Genomic DNA, 21,038 nt, shown 5'->3' with positions numbered 1-21,038 from the left:
GCTGTATTTATTTTTCAAGAGTGCTCATGCCCGATCCGTCCCTGTTCAGGCTTCGCTCTGCTTCACGCTTGACGCCCGTCTGGAATTCAGCAGTCGGAAGCCGGTGAGCAGGGCGGCCAGTGTACAGATGGATGCAGAGACCATAAAGACGACGTGCATGCCGGTGATAAAAATCTCCGGTTTCCCTGGAATCAATCCGGTTACCCGGTGTCCCGCCTCGGAGCTCATGACTCCAAACAGCGTCGTTGTCGCGAGCGTAATCCCGACCACCATGCCGACATTCCGGATCAGTGAATTGATGCTGCCGGCGATGCCAAGCTGTGTCTTCGGAATACGCGACATGACGAGCGAGTTGTTCGGCGACTGAAATACGCCGTTGCCTAACCCGAGCAGCGCAATCCATACGCCGACGACCGGCACGGAGCTGCCTTCATGCAGATTCGCAAACCCGACCTGGGCGATAACGGAGACGATAAGGCCGATAAAGGTCAGGAGCTCGGAGCCTATTTTGTCCGACAGCGCCCCGCTGAGCGGAGCTACGACCACCATCACAATCGGAAACAGCATGAGCAGAAATCCGGCGTGGGACGGCGAAAGGTTCAATATGCTCTGAGCGTAGAAGGGAGCAATGATGTTGTAGCAGAAGTTGGCAACGAAGACCAGAAAGCCGCAGGTGATGCTCAGCGAGAAGAGCGGGTTCTTGAACATGGACAGCTGCAGCAGCGGCGCCTGCTTGCCCGATTCCATCCATAGAAATACCGCGATCAGCAGGGCAGCAAGAATCAAAGCAGTGATAATGCCGGTATTCCCGTACCCGTACTGCTGGCCGAGCAGCAGGCCGGAGAATAAAGCCAGAATGAACAGCGTAAACAGCACGCTGCCGGAAGCATCCATTTTGACCTTGAGTCGGGTCAGATCTTTAGGCAGAACTTTTACCCCAAAGATGAAGGCGATTATACCGACCGGCAGGTTAACCCAGAAAATATATTCCCAGCCCAGCGCGGATACAATAACCCCGCCGAGACTTGGACCCGCAATGCTGCCTAACGAAACGAAAGTTCCTACAAGCCCAAGCGCCTTCCCCCGCTCAGTCGAAGGGAAGATGTCTGTAACAATGCCCTGGCTGTTCGCCATCGTCATGGCCGCACCGACAGCTTGAATAACGCGGGAGGCAATCAGCAGGGGCAGTGTCTGGCTGAAGCCGCACAACGCAGAGCCGATAATAAAGATGACCATGCCGATTTTAAAAATCTTGATTTTGCCGGCAATATCGCCTAACTTGCCAAAGAACAGGATGGCAGCGCATATGGTCATCAGGTAGCTGGTCACGACCCATTCCGTCTTTGCTACAGGCAGATTCAGGTTCTTTGAAATAACCGGCAGGGCAATATTGACGATACTTCCGTCCAGCGTAGACATGAAGGTAAATAAATTCATTACAATCAGAATGATCCAGCGTCTCTTTTGAATTTCGGGATCGTCCTGGTAGGTCCTGCGGGGAGCAGCCGACAATGGATTCATGAATGCAAACACCTCGAATCAAAGATAGTAGCAAGTTAGTTGCGTCCGCAACTAACGAATCTCTTCCTAGTGTACTTCGAATTTGTTGCGGATGCAACTAATTTGAGGTAAACTTTTTCTAAAGCAATGGAGTGTACGGAAGCCGTTGAGTATGCGTAGAGTGTGCGTAGAGTATGCGTACGCGCCCAGGTTTCTTAGAATAATATGATCTATACTTGTATGATCTATGCTCTTGAAGAAGAGGTGCCTATATGAGACAGCCATCTTTAGGGAAACTACTATCCCTCATTAACCGCATGAATCAGCGCAGACTCGCAGGCCGGCTGAAAGAATACGGGATTGGCGGGGGCGGTGTGCACAGCTATTTAAAAGTCATCCTGCACAATCCGGGCCTGACCCAGGAGGAACTGACAACCGATTTGAAATTTGATAAAGCCACCACAACCCGCTCTGTAAGGCAGCTTGAGGAAGCAGGCTACATCGAACGAAAGGTGGATGAGAAGGACCGCCGTTCCTACCGGCTGTACCCTACCGCCAAGGGCAGGGAGTTTGCGCCGGTGCTGAGTGCGATTTTGAAAGAATCCAACGACCGGCTCAGCCGGGACTTGACAGAACACGAACAGGAGCAGCTTCTGAGCCTGCTTCTTAAAGTATATGAAAGTATGAATCGTGAGTCTGAAGAAAGCCTGCCGCCCGGGCAAGAGAAATAGCATTACCGGACATAACCGGACATTACCGGGCATTACCGGACAATAAGAAGGACCCTATCCTTTCTGACGAAGGGGCAGGGTCCTTGCTTCTGGGCTGTTAATCCTACTTATCAGCTGTAAATAAACCTTTCAATTGCCGCGGCTGCTTCCCGGAGATCCGGGTCAGAATTGTCGACGGTCAGCACGTTCGTATGCGGGATCGGCCATGCGATTGTCCGGCTGCCGAGCGACCTGCGGAACTCCTCCCAGTGGGACAGCTTCCATTCATCAAGCACCGACTGCCTGGCTTCAATCCGTGAGCGGTACAGCGCTTCGCCGGCAAGCTTCACAAATACCACCTTGACCTCAACATCAGCAAGCGTCAGCCCGATTCGTGCCAGCTCGCTGCTGATCCAGCCCGGGTCTGAGGTCTCCTTCGTGAAGGGACCTACGACAAAGACATCGACACCAATCCCCAGATTATCGAGCGCAGCATCCATCGTTATCCGGTACCCCAAATCCCGGCAGAGCCGCTTGTATTCCGCAGAATCCCGGTCTGCAGGATCCAGGCCGTGCAGCGTCATAATGGCATCAGCGGCTGGCCTGAGCAGGATATCCATGTCCAGAAAGGCCGCTTTGCTCCGGGCACACACCGCTTTAGCCAAAGTAGTTTTGCCAGCGCCGGCAGGACCCAGAAAGAAAACAAGTTTGACCATTGTGATTTCCTCCATTAGCTTGTCTGTTTAGCTTGTCCGTTTCTTGCAGGCTGCCTTACTTATCTTAATTTATCATATATAAGAATCAGGCGAACCATAAGAATCAGGCTAACTGCCACACAAAGCCGTGTATGCTAACTCGCCGGCAGGCTGCTGCCCATAAATTTTTACCAAAAACAGTAACGTGGATAGGCATCCGCACATACGATAAATCGACTAGGATTTGAAGGAGGAAACGTCTTGGCAGTCATTAAAGCTAACTCAGAAGACGTTAAACTGCTGGCCCGGCTGATGCGGGCGGAAGCAGAGGAGGATCTGGATCCGGGAATGCTGATGGTAGGCAACGTTGGGGTCAACCGTATTCTGAGCAACTGTCTCGATTTTAAGGGAATCCGGACGATGAATCAGATGGTCTTTCAATCGCCCGGGGGATACGAGTCGACCAGCAAGGGCTACTTCTATCAAAGGGCGCGCGATCGGGATATCCGTTTGGCCAGACGGGCGATTAACGGCGAAAGAACCTGGCCGGCGACTAACGCCCTATGGTTTTTCCGGCCGACAGGCGACTGTCCAGCCACCTGGTTTAACCAGCAAAATATCGGCAGATACAAAGCGCACTGCTTCTTTGCCCCGACGGCGGAGGATTGCCCTTCCGTGTATTAGGCGCTTCACCTGGCACCAGTAGTATGCATGGCGATTCAGCAGATACTTAACTATTAAGGAGGAAATAAACAAATGTTTAATCCGACATACCGTCCGGTACATCCTTATGGAAACGGGCAAAATGGAATGATGGCCCAGCCGCAGGCAGGCATGAACCCGCCTTCCCTGAGCGGAAGCCCAATTACGCCTGGAGGAACTGTAGTCACCTCTCCGCAGCCGGTCTTCGAGCAATCTTACATTGAGAATATTCTGCGACTAAACCTGGGCAAGATCGGCACCTTCTATATGACTTATGAGAATAACAGCCAGTGGAACGCGAAGATTTTCAAAGGCGTACTTGAGGCAGCGGGGCGCGACCACATCATCATCAGCGATCCGGCAACAGGGCAGCGTGTGATTCTGCTGATGGTCAACCTTGACTATGCTACCTTTGACCAGCCGCTTGTTTATACTTATCCGGGTGTAATCGGCAATCCTCCAACCGGGACGAGACGCGCTTAAAAAGGCGCAATATGACGAACCTTCTCCGCTTATGGGGGAGGTTCTTTCGGTTACATGCGAAAAACAGTACTATTACAGGGTTTGACTGTGTAGTGTATAAATATATAATGAAAATTAAGATTATGAAAAAGCATGTCACAACTTTCAGAAATAAGGGGGGGTGAAACCGTTGGGAAGTTGACGCTTAAGCCTACAGCTGTCTGCGCATATGATTTACATTTCAATCCGCGAAGGAGGTGCTCCTATTCACCGCCTGCACGTGCGGGAGTAGGACTACGTATTGAGTGACCCTTTACCGAGTATATGGCATTTGGGACTGATTTTTATATTGGTCGTTTTGAATGGATTTTTCGTATCAGCCGAATACGCGCTTGTCAAAATTCGAGGCGGGCGGATTGATACGCTTGTTGAAGAAGGACGAAGAAACGCGTCTGCGGCCAGAAGCATCATCAACCAGCTGGACGGATACTTGTCCGCCTGTCAGCTTGGCATTACACTGGCGTCTCTTGGTCTGGGCTGGGTCGGGCAGCCGATCGTCGCATCCTTTTTGCAGCCCTTGTTCGATAATTTTGGCTGGAAGCAGGGCTGGACCTACGGCGTTTCCTTTACACTGGCTTTCTTATTTATCGCGGTTCTCCATATCGTTCTTGGCGAGCTTGCCCCCAAAACCATCGCAGTCCGGATGGCAGACGAAGTGACGCTGCTGTCGGCTAAGCCGATGAAAGTATTTTATAAAGTGATGTACCCTTTAATCTGGATTGTCAACGGCCTTGCCAATAGACTGCTGAGCCTGCTGCGGGTCAGACCTGCAAGCGAGCAGGACTATCTGCATACGGAGGAAGAAATCCGGATCATGATGAAAGAGAGCAGTGAAAGCGGCCTGATCGACAGCGCCGAAATGAAGCTGGTTGACAACATTTTTGATTTTGCGGCAACTACGGCACGGGAGATTATGATCCCCCGCACTGAAATGATCTGTTTATACATGAATAATTCGCTGCAGGAAAATATCGATATTTCGATCGGCGGCATGAGAACGCGATACCCGCTTTGTGATACGGATAAAGATAACATTATTGGCTTTATTCATATCAAGGATATGCTGCGTTCGGACTGCAATGATCTGCGGGAATTGCTCCGCCCGATCCTGGCCGTGCCAGAATCGATTTCGATCAGCGATCTGATGAAACGCATGCAGAAGAGCAAAACGCAAATCGCAATCCTGATAGATGAGTACGGAGGTACATCAGGATTAGTCACGCTCGAAGACATTATGGAGCAAATCGTAGGCGAAATTCAGGATGAATTTGATGAAGAACGTCCGGCAATTGAGCAGATTGAAGAAGACGTTTATTCCATTGATGGTTTGATGCTGATTGAATCGGTCAATGAGCGGTTTCATCTGGGAATGGATTCAGAGGACTACGACACGATTGGCGGCTGGCTGTATGCGCGAATAGATGCCCTCCCTCCAAAAATAGGGCAAACGGCCGAATTTGACGGCTATTTGTTCACGATTGAGGAGACCGACGACAAGAGAATTTCGCGCGTCAGACTGCTCAAACAGCAGTTTTTACCGCTTGAGGAAGCGGGCGCTTGATGCACTATACAGCAGTACCGGGGGTTCGGGGATTCCGCGAATTCCGGGAATTCCGAAAAGCTGGAAACGGCCGGCTGACGGCCTGCTATTGGTATAATTAAGTTATATACAATGCACTAATACATGAGGTATAACTGGAACGTAGATATGAAAAGGTATAGAAATAAAAACGGGCCGGCCAATTCCGTTGATATAGGGATTTGGCCCCCGGAACACACAAACGCGCCCTGGAGTTCTAATCAGGGCGCGTTTGTGCTGTCAAAGCCTAATCTTCATCGGGAGTCGTATCGGACGCCATGTCATTATAGCTCTTCACATTCCGTTTAGCGGACATTGCGGGGGAATCTGAGTTGCCGTAGCTCTCGAGTGTCTTCCAGGCGCTTGCGTCATCGAACCGCCCGGCATCCTGCTGCCGGTGCTGGCCCGCTCCGGAAGGCGGGAGCGTCATCACTTCCTCTTCCACCGGCCGCGAATCCGGAACCCGCTGTTCAGGCGAATTGTCTATGGTAAATGTGGTGTAAGGAAGGGCTTCAAGCCGCTCGTAAGGAATTTCTTCACCGGAAATTTCATCAATGCCGTATTGGCCGGTCTCCATGCGGCGCAGCGCTTCGTTAACCTGGTCCAGCTGATGCTGCAGATTCTCATCAATTGCCAGATCGCGGCTCCGTTCGAAGGTTTCGGTTCCCTCATCGGCAGGATGATTATCAGCGGTGCTGAGATCACCTGTTGACAGCCTTAAGGATTCGCCTAGCCCCGAGCCGTTATCCTCTTTAAAATGCTCTTCCAGATCGCTCTTCATTTCCAGCAGGCTATGTTTCAGCTTATCCAGCTGTTGTTCGGTTAAATGCTTCATGTTCATTCCTCCTCAGCTTGGCTCTTTACTTTCTTATCTCGTACTTTCTTACCCGGTTAAAAGGGAGAATGACGCAAAGGCTCCATTTCGTGTACAATGTGTGAAGTGAAATGTTATCGATTTCATCAAGAAAGTACACAAACCAAAGGAGCAGAATGATGAGGAAATTAATTTGGATCAGCGGACTTTCTTATTTGCTTATCGGATTCGCGCATGTCATTATCGGTTCGATTATGCCTGTCCTGCTGGAGCATTACGATCAAGACTATACGGCAGGGGGCACTCTCATATTTGCGCAGTTTGCCGGCTTCCTTATCGGGGTGCTGGTGTCCCCGTGGCTGATCGGGAGGATGGGGAACCGGAAGGCCCTGCTGCTTGCCATGGTGTTCTTGTTCGCAGCGGAGCTGGCTTACACCTTCCTTCCGGCCTGGCACTGGATGTACGTGATCGGGGCCTTTGCCGGATTTGGCTTCGGGATGATTGAAGCGGTAATTGGAACGCTAATCATCGCGGCAGCAGCCGATCAGGCGGCTATGGCCATGAGCCGGATAGAGGTGGCTTTTGGAGTCGGCGCCCTGCTGATGCCGCTGATCTCCGGCTGGCTGATCCGTTCGGACAGCTGGAGGTATGCCTTCCTGATCATCTCCATGTTCTCGCTCGCGATGATTGTGGTCTGGTTCAGCAGCCGGTTCGGCGCGCTTCAGGAGAAGATAGACAAGCGCCCGGCAGGGGATAATAACGGGGAGATTGCTGCTCTGCAAACATCCTCCTCACAGCCAAAATCTTCTTGGCTTGCCTTATATTCCGGGCCAAGAGCGCTGCTGCTGATTGTATTCGTCTTATTCTTCTTCCTATACGTCGGAACAGAAATGGGCTTTGTGAACTTTCTGCCGTCCATGCTGATCGAGAAGACCGGCAGCAGCGAAGCTTCAGCCGCCTATGGCGTTACGGCTTTCTGGATTGCGATGTCTGCAGGCAGAATTTACGCCGGAGTGCTCGCTCAGCGGATTGGGTTTGCCAAATACATCGTTTCAGGTATCGTGGTAGCTCTTATATTTATGGCGTTATTTACCCTGGTTCAGCATGAAGCTTTGCTGTTTGGAACTATTCTTGTCATTGGCTTGTTCTTATCCGGCATATTCTCGATATCGCTTGTTTATGCTACCCGGCTGCTTCCCGGCAGCGAGGAAACAACGCCAAGCCTCCTCATCGCATCAGGCGGGGTAGGGGGTGCAGTACTGCCGCTTCTGCTGGGGAACAGCATGGATGAGCAGGGCGCCCGATTCTCCGGGTGGCTGCTGGCGGGCGTTCTGGCCTTGATGCTGGTTCTCAGTCTGGTTATTGTATTGATCAATCGGTTAGAGAAGCCCAAGCTGCTAACTACGACAAAATAACAACAAGCGGGTTCCTCTGAGGGAGGAGCCCGCTTGTTGTTATTTTTCATAGATATAAATCACAGGTATGAATCACTTACAGGAGAAGATAGAAGAGAAGAAGGTTAGATCGCCCAGCTTCCCTGTTTGAATATTTGAATCTCCGTGCCATCCTCCGCGATGCCGAAAATGTCCATTTCACCGGAGCCGATCATAAAGTCGACATGAGTGATGCTGGTGTTCAGGCCGCTCTGCTCGAGCTGCTCCTGGTTCATTTCCTTGCCGCCTTTAAGGTTAAACGCATAGGCGCTGCCGATCGCCAGGTGATTGGATGCGTTCTCGTCGAACAAGGTGTTATAGAACAAAATGTTCGATTCGGAAATCGGAGAGTTGTGCGGCACAAGCGCCACTTCGCCCAGATAATGTGCGCCTTCATCCAGGGACACGAGCTGCTTCAGCACTTCTTCGCCTTGTTTGGCGGCAACATCCGTAATTCGTCCGTTCTTGAACGTAATTGTGAATTCATCGATAATATTTCCGCTGTAGCTGAGCGGCTTCGTGCTGGACACTTTGCCGTTCACGCCGGTTTTGAGCGGAGCCGTAAAGACCTCTTCCGTAGGCAGATTCGCCAGGAAGGTGTGGCCCTTCTGGTTGATGCTGTCCGCTGCTACCCAGAGGTGGCCTTCAGGCAGCTCGATGGTCAGATCGGTGCCCGGAGCTATGTAATGAAGTTTTTTGAACTTCTTGCCGTTCAGGTATTCTGACTTGTCGTTCAAGGTCCGGATATGCTCATCCCATGCCTCAAACGTGTCTTCACGGTCAATCCGCGTCGTATGGAAGATCGCGTCCCACAGCTTCCCGATTTGTTCGGCTTCCGGAACGTCAGGGAACACTTTGGCTGCCCAGGCTTTGGAAGGGACGGCTACGATCGACCAGCTGAATTTGTCAGCCTGCTGGTATTGGCGGTATTTGCTCATCGCTTTCCCCGTCACCTTCTGCAGGTTGGTAATTCTTTCATGGTTAACGCCCTTCAGCAGATCCGGGTCGGAAGAGATTACATGCAGCACTGCTGCGCCGTTCTCCACGAGCTCCAGCATCTCGCCTGCATACCATTTCGGTTCGTCCTGGAAGGACTCATCTGCGGCCATATCATATCTCAGGCGGGTTACGGTATCGTCGCTCCAGTTCACTTTGACCAGACGCGCGCCTCTTTCATACGCTTTCTTGACGATCAGGCGGGTAAGTTCTGCAGAATCTAATGTGGCATTAACGACCAGCGTCTGTCCGGGCTGGACATTTACGCCGACCTTGACGGCGAGCTCTGCGTATTTTTCTAACTTTTGCATAAAATCAGCCATGGGTTATTTCCTCCATTCTCCAAATCAATACGTACTTATTGTACAGGAATTAAATCTGAAAACCAAAAAATTATTTCGCTGGCAGGCCAAGCAAACCGAGCACCCAGTTGCACCACGCAATCTCTTCTTCTTCCATTCTAAGCTTGCGGTTATGCACGATATAACGGCCGAACTGAAGCTCGCCAAACTGCGGGACTTTACCGCCGCACTCTTCGATAATGCCAGCGATTTTTTGCCTGCGCGCCTCGCTGCTGTGCTGATAGTAGGCGATCCGGTCATGGAACAGACGTTCAGCCATCTGAAGATTGGACAGGGATAACGCATAGGCCTTGATCAGGAATTCATCTCGGGTAACGGGCAGGGCAGGGGGCTTGGACGCCCAAGTCTTCAGGATGTCCCGGCCGGTGTCAGTGATATAGTAAATTTTCTTGTTGGGTTTACCGGTTTGTTCCACATTTTCAGAGGTCAGAAGGCTTTGATCTTCAAGCTTGGCAAGCAGAGGATAGATCTGACTGTGTTTGGCCTGCCAGAACACTTCCATCATTTTTGCCAGTTCATAACCTGAGCAGGGCTTTCTGACAAGCATAGCAAGCAGCGCATAACTAAGTCCGTTCATGAAAGAATTACTCCCTTTCTTTTTATCAAAACAAATGCCTGTCTGTGCAAAAAATGATAGTATAAAGCAAGACATATCTTAAAATTACCACACAAATCTCTTCTTATGTGAGCAGAATGCCATTTTTGATCAAAAATTCACGATTCGTTACATGGAGGTAGACAGGATTGATTCGAAAAATATGGAATATCCGCAGTAAAATCTTGTCCGGCTACATTCTGATTGTGGTATGTCTGGGCCTGCTTCTGCTTGCCGTCTCATACAGGCTGGATGACCTGCAGAAGGAAACTGATTATGTCAGTGATCACGACATTGCGGTTCAGAATCAGACCCATACGATCGAGAAGCTCGTTCTGGATATGGAGACTGCCCAGCGGGGATTTATTCTAACCGGCAATGAGGCTTACCTTGAGCCCTATAACAATGCCATGGACACCTGGAAGACAACGATGGACAATGTGAAGAGCCTCGTATCCAAGGAACCGGCCCAGCTAAACAGCCTTGCTAAAATTGAGCAGGAGATTTCAAACTGGATCGAGACGGCAGGCAACACAAGTATTGCATATAAGCGGCAGAACAATGATGATGCTCTGCAGACCTTTTTCAATAACGATCCCGGCAAACCGATCATTGATCAGATCCGCCAGGATTTTGACGATTTCCGGGCCGTGGAACAGAGCGCGACGAGCAGCCGGGCAGCCGCATTGGCGGAAGGCAACCGCAAACTGGTTAACTTTATTTTGCTGCTCTGGATCCTCTTGACCGGGATAGCAGTCATTACAGCCCTTACCGTCTCTAATAATATAGTTAACGCCATTAAACAAGTGACGGGCGCGATCCGTGACATCGGAACAGGCGGGAATCTGACGAGAAGGGTTGCCGTCAAGTCCAGGGATGAATTTTTCACCCTTGCTGCAGTGACCAATGAACTGTTAAGCAGTGTCGAGAGTGATAACTGGCGAAAGGAGCAGCTCAAGAACACCGCGCTTAGTCTGCAGAATTTAACTTCGGCTGAAGAGCTTGGAAATATTCTGCTGGACAAACTGGCAAAAATGATGGAGCTTCCGGTAGCTGCGCTGTACCTGTCTTCCAAGGATCGCAGCGAATTTACCCTGATTGCTTCTTACAATACGGACAAGGAGGCCCTGCCCGGGACATTTAGAGAAGGGGAAGGGCTGGTTGGACAATGTGCCGCAAGCAAGTCAAGAGTTCTGGTGCGTTCCATCCCTTCGGACCGGCTCACGCTGAAGTCCGGCTTCGGGAGCGTAACTCCTCTGCATTTGGCTGCTGTACCTGTACTGTTTGAGAACGAAGTTGTATCCGTATTGGAATTCGGGACCATGGAGGAGCTTTCAGACAGCAGGCTGAAGTTCCTGGATGAACTCCTGAACGTCGCCGGCTCTTCCATCCATTCAATTACGATAAAAATGGAGCTTGACCAGCTGTACAGGGAATCCCTGGCCGTCAATGAGGAGCTGCAGGTCCAGACAGAGGAACTGCAGTCGCAGGCAGAGGAGCTTCAATCGCAGACCGAAGAGCTCATGATGCAGGCTGAAGAGATGTATAATCTCAACGAACGGCTGGAGTCCCAGAAAGCCATTGCCGAGCATTCGGCCCAAGAGCTGGAGAAGTTCGCGCGGGAGCTTGAGAAGAGTTCAAATTTCAAGTCCGAGTTCCTGGCGAATATGTCTCATGAGCTGCGGACGCCTCTGAACAGCATGCTGATCTTGTCCCAGCTTCTAGCGGAGAATCAGAACGGAAGCCTGACGAACGAAGAGGAGAATTACGCGGCCGTCATTCATTCATCCGGACAGGATTTGCTGCACCTGATCAATGATATTCTCGATCTGTCCAAAGTAGAGGCGGGGCAGATGGATCTGGAGCTGATGGACGTCTCCGTCAGAGAAGTGCTGGATGTGCTCTATCTCCAGTTCGAGAAGACGGCCCAGTTGAAAAATCTCACCTTCACCCTTCACTGGAATGAGGGAGTGCCGGACATGATCAGGACGGATTCCATGCGGATCCAGCAAATTCTGAAGAACCTGCTGTCCAATGCATTCAAATTCACCGAGAAAGGCGAGGTCTTGCTGTCGGTGGAGCAGGTGAACGGACTGCTTGTTCCGCAGCTCGGAACTCCCGTTGATTTGTTAGCCTTTACCGTCCGGGATACGGGGACCGGCATTTCGAAAGACAAGCAGGAGATTATCTTTGAAGCCTTCCGCCAGGCAGAAGGCAGCACTTCGCGCCGGTATGGCGGCACAGGACTCGGACTGTCGATCTCCCTTCAGCTTGCCCGGCTGCTCGGCGGGTTCATCACCCTGGACAGCGAGCCGGGAGCCGGCAGCGCCTTTACCTTTTATCTGCCGCTGCCGCCGGCCGGAGAGAAGGAAGGGAAGGACCTGGCAGCCGAGAACAACCGGTTCTCAGAGCGTCCGGAGCCGATTTTTATCACTCAGACTTCTATCGCTCAGACTGAAGCAGCTGCTGCGGCAGAATCCAATAGTGAAACGTTCGCGGCTGATTCTGAGGCTGCGGTGCAGGCGGGCCTGTTTGAGCAGAAAACTGTCCTCATCGTTGATGACGATATTCGCAACGTCTATGCGCTGACCAGCTTTCTGGAGAAGCTCAGAATGAAAGTGCTCATTGCCCAGAACGGCTACGAAAGCCTGGATGCGGTCTCCCAGGAACATGTTGATATTGTTCTGATGGATATCATGATGCCGGAGATGGACGGCTACCAGGCGATCCGGGAGATCCGGTCGACACTTGGCTTTACGGAGCTTCCGATTATTGCACTGACCGCGAAAGCCATGAAGGAGGACAGGGACAAATGTCTGGCCGCAGGGGCTTCGGATTATATCAGCAAACCGCTGGATATCCAGCAGGTGCTGCGCATTATGCAGTTCTGGATGGAGAAAGCTAATTCAAGTATTCTAGCTGATTCAAGTATTCTAGATAACTCAAGTATTCTAATGAACACGAAGGAGAATCATTAACATGGATATAATCATCAAAGCATCGCAGATCGGCAAGGATTCGGAAGGAGCGTTCCTGGGTAAAACCGTATTTGAAGTCGAAGGACATGCCCAGCCTTATGAGATTACATTTTACAGTAAGAACGGGCGCGATTGGGATTACAGCCTTCATTTTCATGCAGAACCGGGGGATGAAGACAAGCTCCTTGCGGTGGATGCGTTCATAGAGGAAAGCGATGAGGCTTTCGACAACCTGCTGGACGCAGCTTTAGATTCTGATCCAGAGCTGTAGCCAGAGGTGTTGCCTGGCCTTGGTTGGTTAACGAGGGGGAATAGGCTTGCCGCAAAATACTTTTTTCAAAACATCTCTAGGCATTATCATGGTGCTGACAATTGTGTATCTGCTTCATAAGATCAGCTTCGTCTTTAACCCGCTTGTCACGCTGGTTTCGATTCTGATTGTACCGGTCAGCGTCTCGGTCTTTCTCTATTATCTGCTGCGTCCGGTCGTTCATCTGCTCGACAGAAGGATAGTGAACCGGGTCGTGTCTGTGCTGCTGATTTATCTGGTGATTGCACTGCTGCTGACGCTCTTCTTCCTGGTGGTCTGGCCGCCCCTGCGCAATCAAATTCAGGAGTTTATAGAAAATGTTCCGAGCCTGATTAACGGATTGACCGCGCAGATGAATGAAATTCAGAAGAGCAAGTATTTCTTGATGTTTAACAGCGGCAACCCCCAGCTGACCAGCCGGATTACAGAATACCTGAATCAGCTGCTGGAGACGATCAGCGGCTACCTGTCGCAGATCTTTTCGTTCCTGAGCGGATTTATGATTGTTGTCGGGACCGCTCCGATCGTCCTGTATTATATGCTTAAAGAGGACGGCAGGATGGCGAACGCGCTTGTCCGTATTATCCCTTCCAAATACCGGAAGGACGGGAAGCAGGTTACGGAAGAAATTGACAGCGCCCTGAGCGGATTTATTGCCGGGCGCATGATCAGCAGCTTTCTGCTCGGCGTTCTCTGCTTTATCGGATTCGTGATCATCGGGCTTCCTTACCCCTTGATGCTGTCCATTATCTGTGCCGTGTTTAACTTTATTCCATACTTTGGTCCGCTGCTCGGTGCCATTCCCTGCGTGATTGTCGCTCTTACGGAGTCGCCGGGCATGGTGATGTGGGTTATCGTGATTATCTTTGTATCCCAGCAGATTGAAAGCAATTTGATTGCTCCTTATGTGTATGGGAGAACGATTAATATTCATCCGCTGACGACCGTTGTCCTTATCCTGATTGCAGGTGAAGTGGCCGGTATTCTGGGGATGCTGCTTGCGATTCCTCTCTATATGATTGTTAAAGTGATTGTTATCCGCGTTTACCGGATTTTTCTAGCCGGCAAGGTCGAGGAATTTGTCGATTAGACAGTTCATTTGTCAGGAGTGACCGATGTCATATCTGCTCTTTGCGGTATGGGGGATGATGGAGATACTTACTTCGAGATCTCTATACTACCGGGAGGCGATATGATGTCAATGACTGCTAAAGGCGGCAAGTTTATTTATGCTTGGAGCCTGATCGGCCGAGACGGCTCCCTTCATTTGCCGGAGCAGGCTCTTCAGGAATACGGTATTGCTCCGGGCCCTATTATTCTCATGTCCGGAAGGAATACGTCCAGCGGGTTTAATGTAGTATGCAAGGAGCTCATCCCCAATTCTCCGCTTGCTGCCGTATTCGCGAATCTTCCTGAACTGCAGAGCTACTCCATTAATGAGGGAAGCATCATCGAGTTCAAAGAACGGTTATTCTGCTGGGCAATGCTGCAGAGTGATCATAACCTGACCCTGCCGCTCGAAACTTTGAAACAATGGGGATTGAAGCCCGGGGACAAGCTGCTCTGTCTGCGGAACAGCCATTTGTCTTTCTCCTGTCTGGCCAAGGGGCCGTACGTGGACCGGGCACAATCCAGCTATGGAATTAAAGTTTACCGGATTTGAATGAAGGCCGATCAGTCACTGATCGGCTTTTTATTTTGCTTAGAGTGGGTAATCTATTCATGAGTGCTTATTAAATCCATTAGATCCGGCAAAGGAGCGAGCGCATGAGGGCAGTAACCTATCAAGGCAAACGGAAGATGAAAGTGAAAGAAGTAGCGGACCCGAAGCTGGAAACGAAGCAGGACGTGCTGGTCAAGATTACCAGTACAGCGATTTGCGGCTCTGATCTTCATATCTATAATGGGGAAATTCCGGGGATGCACGATGATTATATCGTTGGCCACGAACCGATGGGCATTGTGGAGGAGGCTGGTCCGGAAGTTACGCATGTTAAGAAAGGCGACCGGGTTATCATTCCCTTTAACGTGTCCTGCGGCGAATGCTTCTTCTGCAAGAATCAGATGGAGAGCCAATGCGATAACGCTAACGATGCCAAAGATACGGGAGGCTACCTGGGGTATTCGGACAGCTACGGCGGCTTTATGGGCGGGCAGGCTGAGCTGCTGCGGGTTCCTTACGGCAACTTTATGCCTTTCGTCATTCCGGAAGATGCGGAGATGGAAGACGAGAAGCTTCTGTTCCTGTCGGACATTCTGCCGACCGCATACTGGAGCGTCATCAGCGGCGGGGTGAAGCCCGGGGATACCGTCATCATTCTTGGATGCGGACCGGTTGGACTGCTGGCCCAGAAGTTTGCCTGGCAGAAGGGCGCTAAACGGGTTATAGCGGTGGATCATATCCCGTACCGGCTTGAGCATGCCAAGAGAACGAACAATGTGGAAGCGTACAATTTCGAGGAGTTTGGCGCAGGCTTTGCGGATCATCTGATCGAGCTCACGCGCGGAGGCGCCGATGTCGTTATTGATTGTGTCGGCCTGGACGCCAAGAAATCCGTGATGGAGAAAATAGAAACCACCCTGATGCTCCAAGGGGGATCACTGTCCGCATTCGAGCTTGCCTCCAAGGTTGTCCGGAAATTCGGCACCATTCAGGTTACAGGCGTATACGGACTGAAATATAATATGTTTCCGTTTGGACACCTGTTTGAACGAAACATCAGCCTGAAAATGGGACAGGCACCGGTCATCCATCTTATTCCAGAGCTTTATCAGCAGATTAAGCAGGGGAAAATTGACCCGACGGATATTATTACACACCGCCTCGATCTGGAGCAGGCTGAGCGAGGTTATGATATTTTTGATAACAAGGAAGAGGACTGCATCAAAGTCATTTTGAAGCCTTAACCGCCTGGTCACATGCTGGAAGCCGCAATCGCGGAATTGCTGAGATGCCGCCCGGGAATGCTCCCAGGCGGTTCTTCTGGTTGTATGGCGGACTTGTAGAATCTGGCACATATATCAAAATTGCTGTTTTTGAGTTATGATGGATCAGTACGTAACCTGATAAAGCCTATACTTGGAGCGGGATGCTTATGGAGAACTACCCCGAGGAATTTATAGACTGGATCATTCAGTCCCTGCAGTTGAACGGTTATTCCATTCTGCTGGTAACAATTCCTTTGGCCCTTATTCAGGCCTTTGTCGGCCTTTATCCTTTCGCGGCCCTGATCATGCTTAACATCTCAGCCATCGGCCTGGCAGAAGGTCTTCTGGCGAGCTGGGTGATGGGGACATTGGGCACGATCGTCGTGTACGTGGTCTGTGAAAGATTTTTATCCGACTGGATTAAACGGAAATGGCTCAAGAAGATGAAGCGGTATGAGAAATGGCAGAAATATACCGATCATTACGGCGTCTGGGCGATTATTGTGCTGCGCACTTTGCCTGTTATGCCGAATAATTTGATCTGCCTGATGGCATCGGTTTCTTCGATAAGCTTTGGAAAATACTGCTGGTCCTGCGTCTGGGGCATGCTGTCCTATATCGGTCTCATTGGCATTCTGGGATCGGCAGTTTTTATGCCTGAAATAAATGTGGGTCTGCTTATTGGCATCTATATCGCCTTCTGCGCCGTGCTTCTGATCGTGTTCATGTGCCAGCAGCTGCTGTTCGTGAAGCACAAGGGCGGAGCAGGCCGAGGCGCTGAACAAGAGCCTCCTTCCACCAATCACACGGCATAAGCGTCACACAATGAATTGATGAATGTCCGGGACATCTTGAAGAAGAGGGATATGAGGAGGGATACGATGAGAAAAAATCAGCTTGGGAACTCGGATCTGTTCGTTTCAGAAATCGGCTTCGGCTGTATGTCCATCGGCACGGAGGAGCAGACCGGCGTCCGGCTTATTCATAAGGCTCTTGATTATGGAATCAATCTGCTGGATACAGCGGATTTATACGACGGGGGACTTAACGAAGAGATTGTCGGCAAGGCTGTCAAAGGCCGGAGGCAGGACGTTATCATCGCCACCAAAGTCGGCAACCGCCGCTATCCCGGACAGGAAGGCTGGGTTTGGGATGCTTCCAAAGCTTACATTCTGTCAGCTGTTAAGGAGAGCCTGCGCAGGCTTCAAACCGACTATATTGATCTGTATCAGCTTCATGGCGGAACGCTTGAGGACCCGATCGACGAGACCATCGAGGCTTTTGAGCAGTTGAAAAAGGAAGGGGTTATCCGTCAGTACGGAATCTCCTCAATCCGGCCGAATGTCGTGAGGGAGTACGCCTCACGCTCTTCCATCGTCACCGTCATGAACCAGTACAGCATTCTCGACCGCCGCGCAGAGGAAGAGATATTGCCGCTGCTGGAGCAGCGCGGGATCAGCGTAATTGCCCGCGGGCCTGTGGCCAGCGGCAATCTGGCTGCCGGCGGAGAACGCAAAGCGGAGAAGGGTTATCTCGACTACGCCAAAGACGAGCTGCTCGAGCTCCGCGGCAAGCTGTCGGATATGGCCGCAGGGAAGTGCACGCTCAGCCAGCTGGCGATCCGCTACAGCTTGTCAGCGCCGGCTGTGGCCTCCGCCATCGCAGGGGCCAGCTCGCTTGAACAGCTGAAGGAGAATGCCGGCACAGCCGGGATTCCGCCGCTCAGCGAAGAGACCTTGGCCGACATTCGGCGGATCAGCCATGCCAATCAATATACCCAGCACAGATAATCAGATAATGGACTATGGATAGTCAGCGGACCGCTTATGGCGGTTCTTTTTTTATCCGATTATCAGCATGTTCTATTCTCCGGGAGCAGAGGATTGGTAAAATTTATTTTCTTTTTACATAAAAGATACATTCTCATAATCTATGGGTTCTATTCTAGTTCTGGAGAAATTACTCATATTAGGAGGGTATTACATGAAACGGATTCAGAAAAGCCGCCTCACCAGAACTGCAGCGTTAACCGCGGTTGCCGCGCTGACGATCTCGGGTTTTGCCATTCCGAAAGCTTCAAACAGTGTGCAGGCAGATACTCCGAAAGCGAAGAACGTGATTTTGTTTGTGGGTGACGGCATGGGAGCGGCACAGCGTGATGCCATACGTCTATCTACTGTCGGCCTTAAAGGCGACCTTGCCATGAACGATATGCCTTACTCCGGCTTGATTCACACCAGCTCCACAGTGCCTGTAACGGATTCTGCAGCTTCTGCTACAGCTTATGCCAGCGGCGTCAAAACCTACAACGGGGCAATCGGCATGGATGCCGACAAGCATTCGGTTCAAACGATTATGGAAACGGCAAAGGCCTCCGGCCTGTCTACCGGCGTAGTAACGACCAGCCAAGTGACAGACGCAACGGGTGCGGCATTCGGCGCCCATGTTGAGAACCGTTCGGCGCAAAGCGATATTGCGCTGCAGTATTTGAATGACAGCAAGCTGGACGTTATTCTCGGCGGCGGTGAAGATTTCTGGTTCCCGGCAGGCAGCCAAGGCGCTTTCCCGGATGAAACGGCTGAAGATCCATCCGAGAAGAGCAAGGGAACGCAGGGCAACCTGGTTGATAAGGCGAAAGAGCTTGGCTACAGCTACGTGACGAGCAAAGACGAAATGGATAAAGCTCAGGGAAGCAAGCTGCTGGGGCTGTTCGCCAATGAGGAAATGTTCCAGCAGAACGAAGAAGGCAAAGGCGACCTTTATAACCCGATTGTTCCTTTGGCGGATATGACTCAGAAAGCGATTGATACCCTGTCCCAGAACGACAAAGGCTTCTTCCTGATGGTAGAAGAGGAAGGGACGGACGAAATGGCGCACAATAATAATGCCAAGCTGACGATTAAAGCCGGCCAGGAGCTTGATAAAGCGGTGCAGGTAGCCAAGGATTTTGCGAAAGAGCATCCGGATACGCTTGTATTGGTGCTGGCTGACCATGAAACAGGCGGATTCTCCATTGAACCGGCTAGTGACACTGAGGACGAATCCGGCGACGGAATCTCCATGGAAGACGGCCCATTCAGCATCGTGGGATCAGACGAGCAGTTTATGGTGGACTGGACGACTTCCGGACACACGGCGGTTGATGTACCAGTAACGGCTATGGGCAAAAATGCGGTCTTGTTCTCGGGTATGTATGAAAATACCGAGATTTTCAATAAATTATTGATGGCGATGGGCTTGAACAAGAAATAAGCCTGTACAGCTGCATAAGGCCCCCGGTTTCCCGGGGGCCTTTATTATTTTTATACAGAACTGAGAACTGCCAGGCAATCTGCTACGTCCAGCGGGCGGCCCACAGCTTCATTTCATGACAGATGACATGCAGATCGTGGCCCTTCGGCGTGAGTGAATATTCTACCGTAACAGGAACGGTCGGGAATACTTCGCGTTCGAGCACACCCTGTTCTTCAAGATGACGAAGGGTGCTGGTCAATGCGCGGGGGCTGACATTTGGAATCCGGCGCTGCAGCTCGCCGAAGCGGAGTTTGCCGCAGAAGAGCTCACGGATGACGAGAAAGGCCCATTTTCCGCCCAGAACGTCTAATGTTTTTTCAATGTTGCATTCAATATGTACGGGGTTTTTGGGAATGTAGCTGCTTGCCTTTTTGGCTGTGGTCACAGGCTCTCCTCCTATTTGAAGCATTCGCTATACTTAAGTATAGTAGCTATCCTGGATATAATTAAGTGAACAAGTTTTCACTTCTTTAAATGATATATGAAGTTATATAGAATGGAAAGGGACATAATAGTCACATCACATAATGGAGGTACAGGAAATGAAATACCGGAGATTAGGCGGAAGTGGACTTAAGGTTAGTGAAATCAGCTTGGGAAGCTGGCTTACATATGGCGGTTATGTAGAGCGTGAAAATGCCGTCAACTCAATCAAAACAGCTTATGATTTGGGAATCAATTTCTTTGATACAGCGAATGTGTACGAGAAGGGTGCGGCCGAGGAGCTGGTAGGCAAGGCGCTTAAAGCTTATCCGCGCGAATCTTATGTGCTCGCAACCAAGGCTTTCTGGCCGATGGGCGAAGGTCCGAATGACCGCGGATTGTCCCGCAAGCATGTCACCGAACAGGTAAACGCCAGTCTGAAGCGTCTCGGTCATGATTATGTGGATATTTTCTACTGCCATCGTCACGATCCGGAGACGCCTTTGTATGAAACGCTGCGTGCGATTGATGACCTGGTGCGCCAGGGCAAAGTGCTGTATGTAGGCGTAAGTGAATGGCAGGCCTCCCAAATCGCTGAAGCGCTGGGTGTTGCAGACCGTTATCTGCTGGACCGCATCGTAGTCAACCAGCCGATCTATAATATGTTTGAGCGCTATATTGAAAAAGAAGTCATGCCGCTCAGCGCACGCTCCGGCATCGGCCAAGTGGTGTTCTCTCCGCTTGCGCAGGGCCTGCTGACAGGCAAATACACCTCGGCTTCCGACATTCCTCAAGACAGCCGGGCCGCTAAACTGGATTGGATGCGCAAGGGCATTACAGAAGAGAAAATTGCCAAAGTCCGCCAGCTGGAGGAAGTTGCCAGAGAGCTGGGCGTTTCTGTGGGCAACCTGGCCCTTGCCTGGATTCTGCGCAACGACAACGTAGCGAGTGCGCTCGTAGGCGCCAGCCGTCCGGAGCAGGTCACCGAGAACGCCAAGGCTTCGGGTATTGAGCTCAGCGCAGATGTGCTGGAACGCATTGAAGAAATTTTGAAATAACGGAGTTTTGCTTACTATTCGCTTATAATTCGCCTATCAAGAAGGCCGTTCCCGGGTAACCGGGGCGGCTTTCTTAAGGTTTGGCCAAAAAGTAGTGCCAAGAACGGAAAATTCCGGTATAAAGAAGAGGAAGCAGAGC

General features: G+C 51.0%; 20 protein-coding genes. 14 read left to right on the top strand and 6 right to left on the bottom strand.

The window, feature by feature from the left end:
- Nucleotides 1-45 precede the first annotated feature (45 nt).
- The gene (locus FCN15_RS04325; RefSeq protein WP_138493752.1) at nt 46-1,521 is read right to left on the bottom strand and encodes an MFS transporter; all 1,476 of its coding nucleotides are present in this window, start codon (nt 1,519-1,521) and stop codon (nt 46-48) included.
- Nucleotides 1,522-1,772: 251 nt separating this feature from the next.
- Between FCN15_RS04325 and FCN15_RS04320 the strand changes: the two genes are divergently transcribed.
- Nucleotides 1,773-2,231, top strand: a complete 459-nt coding sequence (locus FCN15_RS04320) for a MarR family winged helix-turn-helix transcriptional regulator (RefSeq protein ID WP_138493751.1) — start codon at nt 1,773-1,775, stop codon at nt 2,229-2,231.
- 110 nt (nt 2,232-2,341) lie between these two features.
- Here FCN15_RS04320 and FCN15_RS04315 read toward each other — a convergent pair whose 3' ends face one another.
- Nucleotides 2,342-2,926, bottom strand: coding sequence for a P-loop nucleotide/nucleoside kinase family protein (locus FCN15_RS04315; RefSeq protein WP_238996499.1), 585 nt, complete (start codon nt 2,924-2,926; stop codon nt 2,342-2,344).
- Between the two features lie 240 nt (nt 2,927-3,166).
- Here FCN15_RS04315 and FCN15_RS04310 point away from each other — a divergent pair, with 240 nt between their 5' ends.
- From FCN15_RS04310 to FCN15_RS04300, 3 genes are all read left to right on the top strand, one after another.
- Nucleotides 3,167-3,589 carry a cell wall hydrolase gene (locus tag FCN15_RS04310; protein WP_138493749.1) on the top strand — a complete coding sequence of 141 codons (423 nt, stop codon included), beginning with the start codon at nt 3,167-3,169 and terminating at the stop codon, nt 3,587-3,589.
- A gap of 72 nt (nt 3,590-3,661) precedes the next feature.
- Nucleotides 3,662-4,090 (top strand): spore coat protein GerQ, encoded by a 429-nt coding sequence (gerQ, locus tag FCN15_RS04305; protein WP_138493748.1) that lies wholly within the window; start codon nt 3,662-3,664, stop codon nt 4,088-4,090.
- Nucleotides 4,091-4,370: 280 nt separating this feature from the next.
- Entirely contained in the window at nt 4,371-5,690 is a 1,320-nt protein-coding gene (locus FCN15_RS04300; RefSeq protein WP_138493747.1) for a hemolysin family protein, read from the top strand.
- A 265-nt stretch (nt 5,691-5,955) separates the two neighbouring features.
- On the opposite strand, the gene FCN15_RS04295 is transcribed toward FCN15_RS04300, so the two are convergent.
- A complete protein-coding gene (locus tag FCN15_RS04295) occupies nt 5,956-6,543 on the bottom strand; it encodes a TraR/DksA C4-type zinc finger protein (RefSeq protein WP_138493746.1) in 588 nt (195 codons plus the stop codon).
- A gap of 158 nt (nt 6,544-6,701) precedes the next feature.
- Here FCN15_RS04295 and FCN15_RS04290 point away from each other — a divergent pair, with 158 nt between their 5' ends.
- On the top strand, nt 6,702-7,937 hold the full coding sequence (locus FCN15_RS04290; RefSeq protein WP_138493745.1) for an MFS transporter: 1,236 nt from the start codon (nt 6,702-6,704) through the stop codon (nt 7,935-7,937).
- 104 nt (nt 7,938-8,041) lie between these two features.
- On the opposite strand, the gene FCN15_RS04285 is transcribed toward FCN15_RS04290, so the two are convergent.
- Nucleotides 8,042-9,274 (bottom strand): aminopeptidase, encoded by a 1,233-nt coding sequence (locus FCN15_RS04285; protein ID WP_138493743.1) that lies wholly within the window; start codon nt 9,272-9,274, stop codon nt 8,042-8,044.
- Nucleotides 9,275-9,344: 70 nt separating this feature from the next.
- Nucleotides 9,345-9,890 (bottom strand): PadR family transcriptional regulator, encoded by a 546-nt coding sequence (locus FCN15_RS04280; protein ID WP_162515285.1) that lies wholly within the window; start codon nt 9,888-9,890, stop codon nt 9,345-9,347.
- A gap of 167 nt (nt 9,891-10,057) precedes the next feature.
- Between FCN15_RS04280 and FCN15_RS04275 the strand changes: the two genes are divergently transcribed.
- The 8 genes from FCN15_RS04275 (at nt 10,058) to FCN15_RS04240 (ending at nt 19,376) form a co-directional block, all read left to right on the top strand.
- A complete protein-coding gene (locus FCN15_RS04275; RefSeq protein ID WP_138493740.1) occupies nt 10,058-12,886 on the top strand; it encodes a CHASE3 domain-containing protein in 2,829 nt (942 codons plus the stop codon).
- 1 nt (nt 12,887) lies between these two features.
- Complete coding sequence (locus tag FCN15_RS04270) at nt 12,888-13,157, top strand: hypothetical protein (RefSeq protein WP_138493738.1); 270 nt, start codon at nt 12,888-12,890, stop codon at nt 13,155-13,157.
- Between the two features lie 46 nt (nt 13,158-13,203).
- Nucleotides 13,204-14,286 carry an AI-2E family transporter gene (locus FCN15_RS04265; RefSeq protein WP_203232077.1) on the top strand — a complete coding sequence of 361 codons (1,083 nt, stop codon included), beginning with the start codon at nt 13,204-13,206 and terminating at the stop codon, nt 14,284-14,286.
- A 105-nt stretch (nt 14,287-14,391) separates the two neighbouring features.
- Entirely contained in the window at nt 14,392-14,859 is a 468-nt protein-coding gene (locus FCN15_RS04260) for a hypothetical protein (RefSeq protein WP_138494020.1), read from the top strand.
- 104 nt (nt 14,860-14,963) lie between these two features.
- A complete protein-coding gene (locus FCN15_RS04255; RefSeq protein WP_138493736.1) occupies nt 14,964-16,103 on the top strand; it encodes a zinc-dependent alcohol dehydrogenase in 1,140 nt (379 codons plus the stop codon).
- Nucleotides 16,104-16,291: 188 nt separating this feature from the next.
- A complete protein-coding gene (locus tag FCN15_RS04250) occupies nt 16,292-16,939 on the top strand; it encodes a TVP38/TMEM64 family protein (RefSeq protein WP_138493734.1) in 648 nt (215 codons plus the stop codon).
- Between the two features lie 66 nt (nt 16,940-17,005).
- Entirely contained in the window at nt 17,006-17,914 is a 909-nt protein-coding gene (locus FCN15_RS04245; protein WP_138493732.1) for an aldo/keto reductase, read from the top strand.
- Nucleotides 17,915-18,107: 193 nt separating this feature from the next.
- On the top strand, nt 18,108-19,376 hold the full coding sequence (locus tag FCN15_RS04240) for an alkaline phosphatase (protein ID WP_138493730.1): 1,269 nt from the start codon (nt 18,108-18,110) through the stop codon (nt 19,374-19,376).
- Nucleotides 19,377-19,458: 82 nt separating this feature from the next.
- On the opposite strand, the gene FCN15_RS04235 is transcribed toward FCN15_RS04240, so the two are convergent.
- On the bottom strand, nt 19,459-19,827 hold the full coding sequence (locus tag FCN15_RS04235; protein ID WP_138493728.1) for a winged helix-turn-helix transcriptional regulator: 369 nt from the start codon (nt 19,825-19,827) through the stop codon (nt 19,459-19,461).
- Nucleotides 19,828-19,960: 133 nt separating this feature from the next.
- On the opposite strand from FCN15_RS04235, the gene FCN15_RS04230 reads away from it, so the two are divergent.
- Nucleotides 19,961-20,899 carry an aldo/keto reductase family protein gene (locus tag FCN15_RS04230; RefSeq protein ID WP_138493726.1) on the top strand — a complete coding sequence of 313 codons (939 nt, stop codon included), beginning with the start codon at nt 19,961-19,963 and terminating at the stop codon, nt 20,897-20,899.
- The last annotated feature ends 139 nt before the right edge of the window (nt 20,900-21,038 follow it).

The organism is Paenibacillus pinistramenti (assembly GCF_005869875.1).
GTDB classification, from domain to species: domain Bacteria; phylum Bacillota; class Bacilli; order Paenibacillales; family Paenibacillaceae; genus Fontibacillus; species Fontibacillus pinistramenti.
The sequence above is the reverse complement of the archived record's forward strand: the minus strand, read 5'-3'. Positions and strand labels throughout refer to the sequence as shown.

Excerpts from the sequence above, each read along its gene's own strand:
- FCN15_RS04320 (WP_138493751.1), top strand. The coding sequence starts at position 1,773 with ATGAGACAGCCATCTTTAGGGAAACTACTATCCCTCATTAACCGCATG.
- FCN15_RS04315 (WP_238996499.1), bottom strand. The coding sequence starts at position 2,926 with ATGGTCAAACTTGTTTTCTTTCTGGGTCCTGCCGGCGCTGGCAAAACT.
- FCN15_RS04245 (WP_138493732.1), top strand. The coding sequence starts at position 17,006 with ATGAGAAAAAATCAGCTTGGGAACTCGGATCTGTTCGTTTCAGAAATC.
- FCN15_RS04235 (WP_138493728.1), bottom strand. The coding sequence starts at position 19,827 with ATGCTTCAAATAGGAGGAGAGCCTGTGACCACAGCCAAAAAGGCAAGC.
- FCN15_RS04270 (WP_138493738.1), top strand. The coding sequence starts at position 12,888 with ATGGATATAATCATCAAAGCATCGCAGATCGGCAAGGATTCGGAAGGA.
- FCN15_RS04230 (WP_138493726.1), top strand. The coding sequence starts at position 19,961 with ATGAAATACCGGAGATTAGGCGGAAGTGGACTTAAGGTTAGTGAAATC.
- gerQ (WP_138493748.1), top strand. The coding sequence starts at position 3,662 with ATGTTTAATCCGACATACCGTCCGGTACATCCTTATGGAAACGGGCAA.
- FCN15_RS04250 (WP_138493734.1), top strand. The coding sequence starts at position 16,292 with ATGGAGAACTACCCCGAGGAATTTATAGACTGGATCATTCAGTCCCTG.
- FCN15_RS04285 (WP_138493743.1), bottom strand. The coding sequence starts at position 9,274 with ATGGCTGATTTTATGCAAAAGTTAGAAAAATACGCAGAGCTCGCCGTC.
- FCN15_RS04290 (WP_138493745.1), top strand. The coding sequence starts at position 6,702 with ATGAGGAAATTAATTTGGATCAGCGGACTTTCTTATTTGCTTATCGGA.
- FCN15_RS04255 (WP_138493736.1), top strand. The coding sequence starts at position 14,964 with ATGAGGGCAGTAACCTATCAAGGCAAACGGAAGATGAAAGTGAAAGAA.
- FCN15_RS04260 (WP_138494020.1), top strand. The coding sequence starts at position 14,392 with ATGTCAATGACTGCTAAAGGCGGCAAGTTTATTTATGCTTGGAGCCTG.
- FCN15_RS04295 (WP_138493746.1), bottom strand. The coding sequence starts at position 6,543 with ATGAAGCATTTAACCGAACAACAGCTGGATAAGCTGAAACATAGCCTG.
- FCN15_RS04280 (WP_162515285.1), bottom strand. The coding sequence starts at position 9,890 with ATGAACGGACTTAGTTATGCGCTGCTTGCTATGCTTGTCAGAAAGCCC.
- FCN15_RS04325 (WP_138493752.1), bottom strand. The coding sequence starts at position 1,521 with ATGAATCCATTGTCGGCTGCTCCCCGCAGGACCTACCAGGACGATCCC.
- FCN15_RS04240 (WP_138493730.1), top strand. The coding sequence starts at position 18,108 with ATGAAACGGATTCAGAAAAGCCGCCTCACCAGAACTGCAGCGTTAACC.